The sequence below is a fragment of the Photobacterium sanguinicancri genome (assembly GCF_024346675.1).
GTDB lineage: Bacteria > Pseudomonadota > Gammaproteobacteria > Enterobacterales > Vibrionaceae > Photobacterium > Photobacterium sanguinicancri.
The window spans coordinates 507,602-523,148 of the sequence record NZ_AP024851.1 but is presented as its reverse complement, the minus strand read 5'-3'; the positions used below and the strand labels follow the sequence as shown (position 1 = coordinate 523,148).

Genomic DNA, 15,547 nt, shown 5'->3' with positions numbered 1-15,547 from the left:
CTTATGCCTCCTGAGGCTTAATCATGGCAATAACGAAATCTTTAGAAGATTCTACTTTGCCTTGGTTAACTGCTGCCGCTGGATCAACGCTCTTCGGACAAACTTCAGAACAGTAACCCACAAACGTACAACCCCAAGCGCCATTTTCGCCGTTGATAAGCTTCATACGCTCATCCGCGCCGTTGTCACGGCTATCTAGGTTGTAACGGTGTGCCAGTGTTAGCGCCGCAGGACCAATGAACTCTGGGTTCAAACCAAACTGAGGACATGCTGCGTAGCAAAGACCACAGTTGATACAGCCAGCAAATTGCTTGTATTTTGCCATTTGCTCTGGTGTTTGGTTGTTCGGGCCATCTTCTGGTGTACGATCGTTACCAATGATGTAAGGCTTGATTGCTTCTAGACGTTCGATGAACGGCGTCATATCAACAATTAAGTCTTTCTCGATAGCAAAGTTAGACAGTGCTTCGATTTTTAGACCATTCGGGTAATCACGCAAGAAAGTTTTACAAGCCAGTTTTGGTACCTTGTTAACCATCATGCCGCAAGAACCACAGATCGCCATACGGCAAGACCAACGGTAAGCGAGATCTTTGTCTAGGTTATCTTTGATGTAACCCAGTGCATCAAGCACAGACATAGTTTCGTTAAACGGTACTTCAAACATTTCGAAGTACGGTTCTGCGTCTTTTGCTGGGTCATAACGCAGGATTTCAACTTTTTGGATACGATTGCCTGACATTATGCCTGCTCCTCTGCTTTCTTCGCTTCAGCTGCTGCTTCCGCCGCCGCTGCTTCTTCTGCCGCTGCACCGTATAGACGTGCTTTTGGCTGAGACTTAGTGATTTTCACGTCGCTGTATTCAATACGAGGTGCTTTATCACCGTTGTAGAATGCTAGCGAGTGTTTCAGGAAGTTCACGTCATCACGTTCTGTGCAGTTGTCATCTAGACGTTGGTGTGCACCACGTGACTCGCGGCGAAGAATCGCTGAGTGAGCCATTGTTTCTGCAACTTCAAGGCCGTAACCCACTTCTATTGCGTATAGCAAATCAGTGTTGAATACTTTGCCTTTGTCTTTAATGCTGATTTTCTTGTAACGCTCACGAAGCTCGGCAAGTTTGTCGACAGTCGCTTGCATTAGATCTTCTTGGCGGTAGATACCACAACCCGCTTCCATGGAGTGACCCATTTCAGTACGGATATCAGCCCAGTTCTCGTCACCTTCTTGAGAAAGAAGTGTATCGATACGAGCTTGAACAGCCGCTACTTGTTGAGCGATAGCATCGTCGTTCCAGCCTGTAAACTCAGCTGCGCGTTTTGCTGCACCTTCGCCCGCTAGGCGACCGAATACAACAAGCTCTGCTAGTGAGTTTGAACCAAGACGGTTTGCACCGTGAAGACCAACAGATGAACATTCACCAACAGCGTATAGGCCTTTGATGCGTGTTTCATTGTTCTTGTCTGTTTCGATACCACCCATGGTGTAGTGAACGGTTGGACGAATTGGAATTGGCTCTTCCGCAGGGTCAACGTTTACGTAGGCTTTTGAAAGCTCACAGATGAATGGTAGACGCTCGTGTAGGTATTCTTTACCTAGGTGGCGCAAGTCAAGGTGAACAACATCGCCCAGTGGGTGTTTGATGGTGTTGCCTTTTTGTAGCTCGTGCCAGAACGCTTGAGAAACTTTGTCACGTGGACCCAGTTCCATGTATTTGTTTTTTGGCTGGCCGATTGGTGTCTCAGGGCCCATGCCGTAGTCTTGCAGGTAACGGTAGCCATTTTTGTTCAGCATGATACCGCCTTCACCACGACAACCTTCGGTCATCAGGATACCGGTACCTGGAAGGCCCGTTGGGTGGTACTGAACGAATTCCATATCACGTAGTGGTACACCGTGGCGGAACGCCATAGCCATACCATCACCTGTTACGATACCGCCATTGGTATTACAGTTGTAAACGCGGCCAGCACCACCTGTTGCAAGTACAACAGATTTCGCTTTAATACAGATCAGTTCGCCTTCAGCCATGTGAATAGCAACTAGACCTTGTACTTCGCCATCTTCTACTAGAAGGTCAACCACAAAGTATTCATCAAAGCGGTTGATTTGCGTGTACTTGATAGAAGTTTGGAATAGCGTGTGTAGCATGTGGAAGCCAGTTTTGTCGGCTGCGAACCATGTACGCTCAACTTTCATGCCACCAAAACGACGAACATTCACGTCACCGTTTTCTTTACGGCTCCAAGGACAACCCCATTGTTCTAGTTGGGTCATCTCGCGAGTCGCGTTTTCTACGAAATATTCAACAACGTCCTGTTCACATAGCCAGTCGCCACCACCAACGGTATCGTTGAAGTGATTGTCTAAGCTATCCTCATCCTTGATGACGGCAGCGGAGCCACCTTCTGCAGCTACTGTGTGTGAGCGCATTGGGTAAACTTTAGAAATCAGCGAGATCTCTAAGTCTGGGTTTGCTTCTGCAGCAGCGATGGCAGCACGTAGGCCTGCGCCACCTGCACCGATTACAGCAATATCTGTAGTAATAATTTTCACAGCTATCCTCCGATAAGCAATAAGGTATAAATAAAAAGTGCTTGAATTTTTGTTGTGAAAGTATGAGCCGGCATTATTCCAACCGGCTTTACAGCTTCTGCTTAAATGTGTATTGAGTTCCGGCTTAAATAACCCCCTGTTATCGGCTTGCCTTATCAACCTCAGGATTCCAGAAAGCATGTTCAATCATTGCGGTAATATCAGCATCATCAGACAACCTCATTACATCTGATAAGCCTTCTTTCATCGCCTGTTTTGCAACAGCAATCGCAATCGACTTTGATACATCTAGCGTGGACTCAATTGCCGGTAACACTTCATTGTCGGAACAACGTGTACATTCAAATGTTGCTAATGCATCAACAGCTTTTAATAACATGCCATTTGAAACTGACTTAGCACTGGCCACTTTGGCTCCCAGACCAATACCAGGAAAAACATACACATTGTTGCACTGAGAAATGGTGTAACTCTGATTGTCATACTGGACGGGCGCAAAAGGGCTACCTGTAGTGACAATGACATCATTGCCAATCCAGTCATAAACTTGTTGTGGCGTTACTTCACAAGCGCTAATAGGATTAGACAATGGCATTATGATTGGGGTTTGGGTGTGCTTCGCCAAGGCTTTAATGATTTCTTCAGTAAACAAGCCAGCGACACCAGTAACACCAATCAGCACATCTGGTTGGTAATATTCAATCGCCTCAATCAAACTCAATGTCGACTTACCGGATGGTCGCTCATAAAAAGGACGGGCAAGGCTTTTCTGCATAATTGAAAGTTCATTAGAATCATCAAATAACAGGCCTTCTTGATCGACAATGCAAACACCATGGCTGCTATCAAACTGAAAACTATCTTTAATTAACTGGGCAATGCCACAACCTGCAGAGCCTCCTCCAACCACAAAAACTCGCGATGTCGATGGCTCCTTTCCAGCTTTGAGTAACGCCCGCTTAATCGTTGCAGCACTCACGGTAGCTGTACCTTGAATATCATCATTAAAACAACGGTATTGATTGCGGTATTTTTCTAACAAGGGGTAAGCATGGTTATTGCTAAAGTCTTCAAACTGAATAATTGCTTTTGGCCACTTAACGACAAGAGCCTGCATAATTTCATCAAGATAGTTATAGAAAGTCTCATCATCAAGGCGATCCTCCTTATCGCCTAAATACTGGGGATCTTGCTTGAGGCGGGCATTATTGGTGCCCACATCAATACACACAGGTAATGTACGTTCTGGAGGAATACCTCCTACCGCGGTATATAGCGAAAGTTTACCAATCGAGATCCCCATACCACCTATGCCTAGGTCGCCCAACCCCAACACTCGGGACCCGTCGGTGACTACAATCACATCAATATCATTAGAAATACTAGCAATCGTTGCTTTCACATCTTCATCACCACGATAAGAAAAATACAACCCGCGTGGAGCGAAATTTAGATAACTGTATTTTTCACATGCATCACCAACAGAAGGTGTATAAATATACGGTAAGCTGTCTTTTATATTATTACGAATATAATGGTAAAACAGACGCTCATTTTGGTCTTGAACATGCCTTAACATCAGATATTTTGATAAATCATTACCTGCAACATCAATTGAAAAACGAATTTGTGTCGTCTGATTAGTAATATTACCCAGTGACACATGTTGCGTAGCATAATTAGTAGAGACTTTATTTTCACTTAAGTGTGGTTGTATATATGACATGGTCTTATCCTACTTCAACATTTCAAGAATAAGAGTGGCGAGAATCAACATAAATGCCCCACCAATTCGAGATGAAATTTGAGCAAAAGGCATTAGCTCCATACGTTTACTGGCTGCAAGTACGGCAACATCACCCGTACCGCCCATATTCGCCATACATAACCCAGCGGTAATTGAAGCTTCGATTGGATGGAAACCCATTAATCGACCAATAATAGCTGTACCTACAATGGCACCAAGTACTGTCGCAAATACCATTAAGAAATACACCAAACTCAAAGATGCGATAATTTGGTTTAAATCGGTATAAGCAACACCAATACCCACCAATAACGCTGGTGTTAAGTTATCAACGACAAACTTATACCAAGCGTGAGCGGCATTTTCTAATTCACGAGGCATAAAGCCCGTTACTTTTACAAGTGCAACAAAGATAATCATCAATGCATAAGTGTGCATACTAATAACGCTACTCAGAATGGCACCAACGAAATACATAGTGATAGCAAGTAATGCACCAATACCTAACACATTAATTGATGTAGCTTGCTCTGTAGTTTGTTCATCAGGCTGCGCATCTTTATCACGCATTAACTTACCGTTACCCGTTAAAGAAGGATAAAACTTGCCAAGTTTGTCCAGCAAACCTGCCATGACAATAGCGATGGCATTACCAATAGCTAACGCAGGTACCATTTTCGACATCAACATTTCCGCTGACATACTGGAGTTACCTGACATGATTTCGACAAGTGGTACGGCACCAGCTCCCATGCCGCCTCCCATAATAGGCAAGGCGATCAGCATAACCGAATTAAAGAACCCCTCACCCAAGAAGCTACCAACAATACCGACAAACAAAAATGCACATGCAACACCGCCAAATATAACGGGAATATATTTCAAAGCCGCTTTTTTAAGTACGTTTGTGTCCATACCCAAAATCGACCCAGTTACCAAGCTGGCGATGAAAAAAGAAAGAAAGCCCCCACCCTTTACAAACGTGGTGATCGAACCCGCTATTTCATGAGGAATAATGCCACTGTGGAAAATGTATGAAGACCCAAAAATGATAACAATAGCACCACCACCAAAGAACTGATTTACGATCGGTGTTTTGTCGCCTATCACATTTAATATATAGCCAACAACAGCCATGACACCAATTGCACCAATGATTCCCGTTGGCATTTTATTTTGAATTGTTGAAAAAAGGATAACTGCAGCAGATAAAGCAAAGATTATATTAATCATACGTTTATCTTTAATATCTATCACGTCATTAGTAAACATATTTCACCTTTATTTGTAGGGTTATTATTATTCGCTTGCAGTCTAACAACACTTACAAGTTGAAATATTGAGAGCATCATTAATGTAACTATCTTTATCTTTTGTAACTTTTGTAAGCGGGAATGTGATAGGAATGTTTAGTAATATGACGGGGCTTGATCATCATAATTTCTGATGTAGCACATATTAATAACGATAAAAAGCCCGTTATACTGCCCTTAACCAAGGTGTTCACGCTAAAGGCCTATTATGAAACTAAAGAGCTATCTGGCCTTAACTACAGTTGCAGCCACTTCTTCTATTGTGATTGTTGTAACAACTGCAATCTTTTTCTTATTGCAAAATTCACATCAAGAAGGCATTGAAGCAAGAGGATTAGAACTTGCACGCGTCATTGCTCATGACCCCACTGTCATCCAAGCTGTTCATGCAAAAAATAAAAACAAAACGTACAGCCTACAAAACTATATTGAAGACATAAGAACACGTACAGACGCCTCCTTTATCGTCGTCGTCGATAAAAATGCAATGCGATTAAGCCACCCAGATCCTAATAGAGTCGGAAAACACTTTATTGGTGAGGATATTTATAAAGCATTAGAGCAAGGCAAAGAATATAGCAGCGTTGCATCTGGTTCTCTTGGTAAAGCAATCCGAAACTTTTCACCTATATTCTTAAATGAAAAAGTAATAGGTGCAATTTGTATCGGCTATTTATCCGAAAAAACGTCTGTTCTTTTATTACAACAATATGGCCATATAGGTACGCTTCTCGGTATTGTTTACTTGCTGGGGATAGGCACTATTATTGCCTTTGTCTTCAAAATGAAGCGTACGTTTCTAGATTATGAACCTGAATTTATTGTTAATAAGTTTCGCGAGCATGAAATGGTATTAGACAGTATTCGTGATGCCATCATAGCTGTAGATAGCAACATGAATATAGCTACAATCAATAACAGCGCGATCAAAATGCTTTCTATGGGTATCCTCGATCGTTATGATTATGTGAACCACCCTTTATCTCGCTATTCCACGCCATTAAGCCATTTAGTTCTAGCAAACCAAGGCGTATTCCATCAGGGAGAATTCAATATAGGGAAGCTAAAATACAAAGCGAATGTCTACCCAATCCAAACCCCAAAAGGATTACTCGGTCATGCCATTGTATTCTTTGCAAACCTTGATCAAAGTGAACTTGAACGAGAAGTTACTTACCTCAAAAATTACACAGAATTGCTCAGAAGCAAAACGCACGAATACTCCAATAAGCTCAACGTTATTTCCGGTATGCTGCAAATCGAGAAATACGATGAAGCCATTGAGTTTATTCAACTAGAAACCGATCGTTACCAATCAGTTATCCGTAATATTGTCTTATCTATTACAGACAGTGCTGTTGCAGGCCTGCTGCTCGCAAAATTCAATAAAGCTTCAGAAATTGGAGTGAAATATACGATTGACGTAGACACTAGTTTATCAAGCTATGAAAAGAACATTTCTGAAAAGCTTGTCACTATGCTAGGTAACTTAATTGATAATGCCCTACTCGCTTCTTGGCAAAACAGAGAAAACGCAGAACCAGAAATACATATATATTTGAGCGATCGCAGTAACCACGTCATTTTTGAAATTCAAGATAGCGGAGCGGGTGTTCCTGAAGACATTTGCGAACATATTTTAGAATTTGGTGTGAGCTCTAAGCTTCATGACGAACAGAGCGGTATTGGCTTGTATCTTGTCAAACAACTTGTTGATTACTTTCAGGGAAGTATTGACTGGGAACGTACAGAACAAAATACAACACTATTCAGTATTTATTTAGATAAAAAAGAAATGGCTCGTTATGACTAAAATCACTGTAATGCTTCTTGAAGATGATGTTCGTGCAAGCTACACACTCGAATCTACGATTAATCAGCACCCCGACTTTACGGTAGTCGCGATCAGCGAAACCTGTTCTGAAGCCTTATCACAATATAATACATACAAACCAACTTTAATCTTTGTGGATATCAGTTTGCCAGATGGCAATGGCATCGACGTCATCCGCCAGCTTCGCGAACAAAATGCAGAATGCGACTTTATTATGACAACAGCTGAGCGTGAAACTACGACAGTAGAAAGAGCTGTTCAACTCGGTGTCATTGACTACTTAGTCAAACCCATTCGCATGTCGCGTGTGAATCAAGCACTAGAAGATTACAAGCAATACAAACAACAATTTGCGCGTGCCACTACTGTTGATCAGGGTGAGATCGACCAAATTTTACGTAAGGTTCCCACCAAGCAATCACGGCAAACGCCAAAAGGGATAGACGCGACAACACTAGCATCATTAAAAACAATTCTACTTCAAAAAAAATTGCATGACTTTTCTGCTGATGAAATAGGTAAATTAATGAATGTAAGCCGAATTACAGCTAGGCGCTATTTAGAATTCTTAGAGTCTGAAGGCTTAATACGCCTAGTGCTAAACTACAATACTGGCGGCAGACCACGTCGTTTGTATCAGATTATTAGTCAAGATCTCAAATAGTAGTATGGTTGCATAGAAGATAAACACCATACTTATAGCTGTCCATTCAAGCAGTGATATGTGATTTAGTAAAATTTGCGGTCACAATATAGTGCATAGACACAGAATTGTGATGATATTTAAGAGCTAAATGGCTTCTAAGGCTTTACACCCATTGACTCGTTGCTTTTTAAGAGTACAGTTTCATAATTGATTCCATTTCTTTTCAGGAGTACTGATGTCAGCTTGTCCAACAGAATGTACTGCTGTTAATCAAATCGCTTATCTCAAGCAACCTCAAATCGCTTAGCAAAGGCAGTGAATAGCACAACATCTATTGACTGCCGTCTAAGCAAACATCACAAGATGTGCGGCAAATGATAACTCTTTAATGAGAGGCTTTATGCTGCTGATTACCAAACAGTTTCTATATCGAAATCTGCTAAAGTTGATTCTATTGTTCCTCGTCGCCATCGCTTACCCATGGATTTGCTATTGGCTTTACTTGTATTTCCCTTGTCTATGGCAATTCGCCTAAACAGGCCACCAAGAATCAAAGTGCATGCGAAAACAACGGGATACACGCGTTACAAAAGGTCTGTCGCTGGCAGACCTTTAAAGGCATTCGTCAAACTCAGTCTCTTTATTCACCAAACGCCATGTTGCTTCGAAAAAGATCCTTACATCGCCGAGTAACGTATCAACTCAGGGATCTTTTATCGGTTACAACACATGTTGACAGGACTTTTCCTTTTTCAAAACGATCTTCGTTTGCACGATAACCGTGCTTTATCACTCGCCGCACAAGAAGTGGATAGGTTAATCTGTGTCTATTGCTTTCCCTATAACCAATCCCATCAACGGCCCTTTTCAGTTCGCTCTTTTGGCCAAGCTCGTCAACAATTTCAGCTAGAATCTTTGGCTTGCTTAAACAAACAGCTGGCGAATCAAAAACAGGTTTTACTGGTACTGTTTGAATCCCCGCTGACAGCTCTCCCATCGCTTATCACGCGTTTTGATATTACCGCGATCTATCGCAGCGAGAATGCTGGTTACTATGAAAACAAAGAATGGCAATTATTGGAACAACGTTACCCATTTCTACACTTTACAACAACGGCCACGCACACCTTGTTCGATCAAGCTGAACTGTCTTTTGAACTTTCAAAGTTACCCGTCAGCTTTTCCAAATTTAGGAAATTAGTCGAAGATCAACCCATCCAACCCTGCTTAGTGAACACAGCGAGTCTTCCGCCGCCACCATCACAAATTCTTGATATGCGTGTCGATCTACCAATTGAACCGCAAGCTCCTAGCCACCATAGCTTCTATGGTGGTGAAACAGCAGGTCTTGAGCATCTGCAACACTATTTCGCTAGCCAGCAACCAAGCCAGTATAAACAAACAAGAAATGCCCTTGATGACTGGCAAAGTTCCACTAAATTTTCACCTTGGCTCGCGTTAGGCTGTTTATCTGCAAGAAAGATCATTGAAGCGCTCGATGCCTACCACAATCGCGTTGAAAGAAATCCATCGACTGAATGGATCAAATTCGAGCTGTTGTGGCGTGAGTATTTCCAGTGGTATGCCCACTGCTACCAGCAAGATTTATTTCTTTTCAAAGGGATAAAAAACAAAGCCCCGCACACTAGCTACTATAGCGAGCGTTTTCGCCGCTGGTGCTCAGGCAATACGCCCTATCCCATTGTGAATGCTTGTATGAACCAGCTAAACCTCACGGGTTATATGTCGAATCGTGGCAGGCAGTTAGCCGCCAGTTGTTTAGTGAATGAACTCAGCGTCGATTGGCGATATGGCGCTAGCTATTTTGAACAACACTTACTGGATTACGATGTTGCTGCTAACTGGGGTAATTGGCAGTACATTGCAGGCGTAGGTGCCGACGCTCGTGAACATCGGCACTTTAATCTAAAAAAACAAACTGAGCAGTACGACCCACACGGTGTCTTTATTAGGAAGTGGCAAGGTGATATCTTCGATGGCAACCTTGATGCCGTCGACGCTGCAGACTGGCCAATTTATCCCGAATAACATCCTAACTAACCAGTTTCATGCTCCCAATTGGCAATTGCGATTTAATTAAATGGATTAACTTCCTCTCAAAGACGTTTCAATAAGCAAGATACCGCTCTACTGCTTGCTTCTGAACTGTAAAATTAATAACCTCACCACTGCTGTTTTTTATTATCGCGTGGAAGTTATGCCATCAGCTGTAAGTTATCGACTAGGCACTGATTCTAAAGTCATTTTTATACCAGAACAAAACCGTCTAATTATTGATGAAGACGGTCACAGTGAAGAGCGTCATCTCGAACCGCTTCAAGCGCGTATGCTCAGCTTCTTCATTCAACATAAAGGCAATGTACAAAATGCCAGAACAATAGCGGAAGCTGTCTGGGATCGTAGCCAAGTATCAGACAACTTAGTGCGCCAAGTGATTAGCCAGCTTAGAAGCCAGTTAAACGATAAAGAACGTCCATATTCAATAATTAAAACTATTCCCAAACAAGGTTACTTGTTCGATAGAGAAGTGATTGAGCAAGAAATTCCAAACCGTACCCCATCTGACAGTTTGCCCGATAATTTACTAGGTAATTTACAAGAAAATACGCCTGAAAAATCACTCAAAGACCCAGCTTTAACAAGCAGCCAGCCATACCCGCCGAAAGCGAAAACAAATACAGTAAAAACAACACAGCCAATGAAGCATTTAATGATTTTTTCCATCATTATTGCTGTAATACTGACAATCTCAACGGGTATCACTTATTTTTCAAAATCGAATAATGCAGGCATCAACCAGACAGCAAGCGAAAATAATAAAATTACCCCTGTTATATTTCACGACATTGAATTAGACCAAAATAAAGATCTCACTGTCGCCCGCAATGTCTATAACTACCTTTTCTTTGGCCTTAACTCATCAAACAATATTGTGGGTTATCACTATTCTCAGCTTACGCCTGCGGCAAGAAAACAGTTAACGCCAGACGCTATTTCACTCAAGGGCTGGATTAAAGAGACTAAAAAGGGATATCACCTTAAGCTTCTTATTGATATACCTTCACACTCAGGTGAAATAAAAAAACTTGATGTCACTTTTACTAAAGATAATTTCTTTTCAGCAATTGGCGATCTTGTTCTTTCGTTAAAAGCCACCATATCTCCAACAACATCTGACTACAGTTTTGCTAACCACAGGGTAACCTCGGTAGAAAATTACAATGATTGGCAGGCTATCTCAAAAGGTATTTCTCTTTTTTATCAAGGTAAAGGTGCTGAAAGTTTCAAAGGGTTATCATCTGAACTTGAGATGATTAAAAGACAAGGCAGAGATAATTACTTACTTGAGGCTTTGTTTTCTTACATATCATCGATGAATTCTTTAAATACCAGCAGCAGTGAAGATAAACGGTTGGCACTTAGTTACGCTAAAGAAGCTTTTGAAAAGAATCCACGCTGTAATATTGCCAATATAAGCTTAGGGCTCGCACTGATTGTGAACAATCAAAGTGAACAAGCATACCCTTATCTCTTCTATGCTGCTGAGAACTCACCAAGCCCACTTAGCTATTACTTACTGAGCATTGCTGATCAACAAGCAAACAACCCTAAAGGTGCAGAGTACAATTACCAACGCTTTAACCGTCTGAGCAAGGGACAAAAGAGTCAACTTGCTGAACTTAAAGCATCTTTACAAAAATCAAACCTTTTCCCTACAGCAAAACAAGTTGATTAACTCGCTTACCTCAGCACCGTGAATCCCTTATTACACGGTGCTTTCACCTCTATCGCACATCAAGCATGCGTTTTTCTGCTGTTTGATTTTTGTGTGTTTATTTCTAAGTTTGTCTTGCATCAGTTCAGAAAAAACACGTTCATTCCATACTCTTCACATCAATAAATCATATTAACAACCAATAGATGTGAACATTATGAAAGACACTCAAAAATCAACCTTTATCAAATCACTTGCATTCAATGTTATCCCAGTACAAATATTCTTATTTGTCTTTTGGTTCAAGAATGGCTTCATAGATAAAGTCTGTGGTGTGCTCCTCGGGTTTATTTCGCCAGAAACCGCTTATCAAGGCGATACTTGGGTAGGTTGGAAAACATATATTGTCGGCACTTGGGATAAAAGCGCTATTGGACACCTGTTTATTAGCCCAACATTTGACTTCATGTTCCCTATTTTAATCATTCTACAATGTATTCCATTTCTACTTATTCTTCGCTCTGTTTTTGCAGGTGAATTTATGCAAGGTAAAGATCGCGTGTGGCTAATAAGAGCGGGTATTGCCTCTTTATTGGTAACATCGTGTATGGCATTTACTCAAACAATTACAGGCGCAAGTGATGGTCAATATTTATGGCAACTCCTTGGTTTTGGGATGGTTGCTCTTATGTACATCCGTAATGAAAACGGAAAATAATAACATTACAGATAATATTATTTTACGTATAGGCACTCACCCACCGATGTCATCTTATTTGTTTCCCTGTCGTATTTATCGTTAATAAAAGCCAGCTAAAGGGGGATTTTAGCTGGCTTAATTATTCAATCAATAAAAAATTTCAGAATCAAGATTTCGGGACTGACTCCACTCTGCTACTTCTTCCTGAAACCGTTACACTACGTGTTTTAACTATAGTTGCATGACCAACTTTAACCGGAGCGTAATATGGTAGCCAAGTTTGACCACCATCCAATGAATACTGGCTCCTCAACCCTGGGAATCGCGTATTAATATTCAATACGCCCGCTTCTACTACGGCACCAGGAAGAGGAATACGATAATTGACACCATGCTGTGGCGTTAATTGATCATAAACATCGACAGGCTGAATATATTCAAGCTTACTAAGAGCATGCTGACCAAGCGTATTCGAGAACGTATCCCAAGCTTGGTCCATCGGTGATTTACCATTTTTATCAATCGGCAATTCTGCAGGCATCTTGGTTACCCAAGCGCGCTCAGCAACACCTAGCAATTTAGGGAAAACCAAATACTCCATGATTTCAGGTGATTTGGAGTTTTCAGAAAAAAGCTGACCTTGAAGTCCGGCAATATTTTTCTTACCTTCATCTGTTAATGTTACCCAGTTAGGGTTCCACTCGACAGGATTACCAAGCTTATCTTTTTTACCGTTTGCATAAATGTTAAATGGACGGTACTCGAACGCCTTCTTGGTATCGGTATATCCTGCCCAGTGATACCCAATTTCGTCTGGGTGCTTGCTGTATGCTAAGTCAAAATACAAGTTTGTCGCATGCGAAAGCACAACTTGATAACCCTTATTTGCAAACGCATATGACTGATGTTCATTGCCCCAGCCCCAAACATTATTCCAAAAAATAGGATACAACTCACCGTAGTCGATATTACCTGTACCATTATGAGTGAGTACATCGCCCCAACTCGCCATTTTAAATCCATTCTGGTTAATGATGGATACCCAGCGAGTAAAGAAGTAATCAAACAACTCTGCATCTGTTTTACCAGCCGTTTCTGGGTTTTGTTGAATTGCAGGAGACTTAGCCCACCACTCATTGGGATCTAAATGCGGAAGTTCATCCCCTCCACCATGCAAGCGAGTAACTTCAGCGCCCGGTACTGCATCGTACATGGCCTTGGTTTCACTGATAACTTTCTCTAAAAAAGCATACGTGCCATCTAACGATGGATTCACGATATTATCGGTATAAAACTGTGGCGTGTAATATTTTGACTCATCTAACGGATCGATTAAACGATAGCGATTTGCTTCAACAATGTCGGTATCTTTATATTTATTGTATCGATACTCCATCGCTTTAATTGCAGCCCGAGCATGGGCTGGGAAGTCATACTCTAATATCACATCAATATGGCGGTCGGCTGCATATTTCAAAATATCTTTAAAGTCATCAACAGTATAATATCCCCAGCCTTGCCCAAGAAAATTTTGTTGCGCAGTTTCAAAACCTTGGAAATCCGGTTTTACACCGTTATTTGCTTCAACAACATCTGCTGGTTTACCTTCAATTCCATCTCCCGGTAAGAAGCCATTACTTGCTCCCATAAAGGTATGCAACATCTTAGTTTCGTTTAAGTCATAACCTCGTTTAGCGCCGAATTCTGTTAATTCAGGAATGCCTGGTATTTCTATGCGCCAACCCTCATCATTAGCTACATTTATTTCAAATTTATTAATTTTATAATAGGCCAATAAGTCAATTAACTTTAATAAAGTTTCTTTACTTTGGAAATTACGCGCAACATCCAGCATCATACCGCGGTACTCAAAGCGAGGGGCATCAAGCGATGTCATTGCAGGAAGTACGGCATGTTGCATTTTATTAGCACTGACCGATGCTTGGTAAACATCATTCGGAATTAATTGACGCAGTGTTTGAATACCATAGAACACACCACTAGCGTCTTTACCTTCAATGGTGATGCCATTGAAAGGATCGATTTCTAGCTTGTAACCTTCGTTATCAGCAACACCGTCTACATCAGTGTCTAACTGAGGGGTTATTTTCAAGTTGATAATTCCCGCCACATTTGCATTTGTAGCATTAATGGGGAACGCCCCTTTCATTAAGTCTTTTAGCGCACTTTGCAGATATAACGCCTCTTTATTTAGGCTTTCAGGTGCTTTGATTGATGCAGTCCAACCAAGCAGGGTTAAGAAAGCACCGTCTTTCAGTTCCGCTGTCTGTATCTGCGGTACGACTTGATGCTGAACGAAAACACTCGATTTTTCAGTGTTGTTTTCAATAAAGCGTAACTCTGCCGTTTGAACTGGCATGTTATCGTGAATGCTTTGTCTTGTTTGCTTAGGATCTAACGGGTCCATCATCACACCGACAGATACAGCCTGGGGGGCCTTGCCATTGTATGAAATGTGAAAACCTGATGGAGAATCATTCTTCAGCATTTGCCAGTACTGTGCAGTAATCATTATCTCTCTGGATTCACCTGGTAAAATAGGCTCAAATCCTGTTACTGGCTCTAGTACAAAATAGTCACCGCTCGCGGCGGCATCAGCATTTTTTATTAATACGTTTTGGGCTAACATTTGTTTTCGAGCATTTATTCCATCAATATTATCTGATGGTAGAACAGATGCTGGCGGCCTTACCGAGCTGAAATAGAGTGACCAATCTTTATCCCCAAGAACTTCTGTACCATTATTTGTTATTGTTAAGCTACCTAAAAATATATTCTCGCCAATATCATGGTCTACGACCTTCCACAATAGTTCAAGTTCGTTTGCATTAGGGTGAAATGTTTCTGCATAAGCAATATTACTAATGGAAAGCTGCGACATTAAGGCAACCGCTAGTATTTTTAGCGGAAGTTTTATCTTATTCATATAATCTTCTCCATGATAAATCGCATATAACATAAAATTTTAATTTGAATCTATTTGAAACTGTTTTT

Annotated in this window: 10 protein-coding genes; 5 read left to right on the top strand and 5 right to left on the bottom strand. The window is 41.4% G+C overall.

Annotated features, from left to right (window positions below; all coding sequences use genetic code 11):
• Position 1: 1 nt before the first annotated feature.
• The 4 genes from OCU87_RS19305 to OCU87_RS19290 all read right to left on the bottom strand — a co-directional run bounded on the left by OCU87_RS19305 (position 2) and on the right by OCU87_RS19290 (position 5,536).
• The gene (locus OCU87_RS19305) at positions 2-742 is read right to left on the bottom strand and encodes a succinate dehydrogenase/fumarate reductase iron-sulfur subunit (protein ID WP_094958446.1); all 741 of its coding nucleotides are present in this window, start codon (positions 740-742) and stop codon (positions 2-4) included.
• Complete coding sequence (gene frdA, locus OCU87_RS19300; protein ID WP_261859134.1) at positions 742-2,556, bottom strand: fumarate reductase (quinol) flavoprotein subunit; 1,815 nt, start codon at positions 2,554-2,556, stop codon at positions 742-744. The genes OCU87_RS19305 and frdA overlap by 1 nt, the downstream gene beginning before the upstream one ends.
• 139 nt (positions 2,557-2,695) lie before the next feature.
• Positions 2,696-4,282 carry an oxaloacetate-decarboxylating malate dehydrogenase gene (gene maeA, locus OCU87_RS19295; protein ID WP_261859133.1) on the bottom strand — a complete coding sequence of 529 codons (1,587 nt, stop codon included), beginning with the start codon at positions 4,280-4,282 and terminating at the stop codon, positions 2,696-2,698.
• A gap of 9 nt (positions 4,283-4,291) precedes the next feature.
• The gene (locus OCU87_RS19290; RefSeq protein WP_241148759.1) at positions 4,292-5,536 is read right to left on the bottom strand and encodes a 2-hydroxycarboxylate transporter family protein; all 1,245 of its coding nucleotides are present in this window, start codon (positions 5,534-5,536) and stop codon (positions 4,292-4,294) included.
• A gap of 288 nt (positions 5,537-5,824) precedes the next feature.
• Here OCU87_RS19290 and OCU87_RS19285 point away from each other — a divergent pair, with 288 nt between their 5' ends.
• From OCU87_RS19285 to OCU87_RS19265, 5 genes are all read left to right on the top strand, one after another.
• Complete coding sequence (locus OCU87_RS19285) at positions 5,825-7,429, top strand: ATP-binding protein (RefSeq protein WP_261859132.1); 1,605 nt, start codon at positions 5,825-5,827, stop codon at positions 7,427-7,429.
• Positions 7,422-8,114 (top strand): response regulator, encoded by a 693-nt coding sequence (locus OCU87_RS19280; protein ID WP_261859131.1) that lies wholly within the window; start codon positions 7,422-7,424, stop codon positions 8,112-8,114. Before OCU87_RS19285 ends, OCU87_RS19280 begins: the two co-directional genes overlap by 8 nt.
• A 711-nt stretch (positions 8,115-8,825) precedes the next feature.
• Positions 8,826-10,145, top strand: a complete 1,320-nt coding sequence (locus OCU87_RS19275; protein WP_062687888.1) for a DASH family cryptochrome — start codon at positions 8,826-8,828, stop codon at positions 10,143-10,145.
• A gap of 169 nt (positions 10,146-10,314) precedes the next feature.
• Positions 10,315-11,853, top strand: coding sequence for a transcriptional regulator (locus OCU87_RS19270; RefSeq protein ID WP_261859130.1), 1,539 nt, complete (start codon positions 10,315-10,317; stop codon positions 11,851-11,853).
• A gap of 196 nt (positions 11,854-12,049) precedes the next feature.
• Positions 12,050-12,550, top strand: a complete 501-nt coding sequence (locus OCU87_RS19265; RefSeq protein WP_062687885.1) for a hypothetical protein — start codon at positions 12,050-12,052, stop codon at positions 12,548-12,550.
• Between the two features lie 148 nt (positions 12,551-12,698).
• On the opposite strand, the gene OCU87_RS19260 is transcribed toward OCU87_RS19265, so the two are convergent.
• Positions 12,699-15,479 carry a family 20 glycosylhydrolase gene (locus OCU87_RS19260; RefSeq protein WP_261859129.1) on the bottom strand — a complete coding sequence of 927 codons (2,781 nt, stop codon included), beginning with the start codon at positions 15,477-15,479 and terminating at the stop codon, positions 12,699-12,701.
• Positions 15,480-15,547 lie beyond the last annotated feature (68 nt).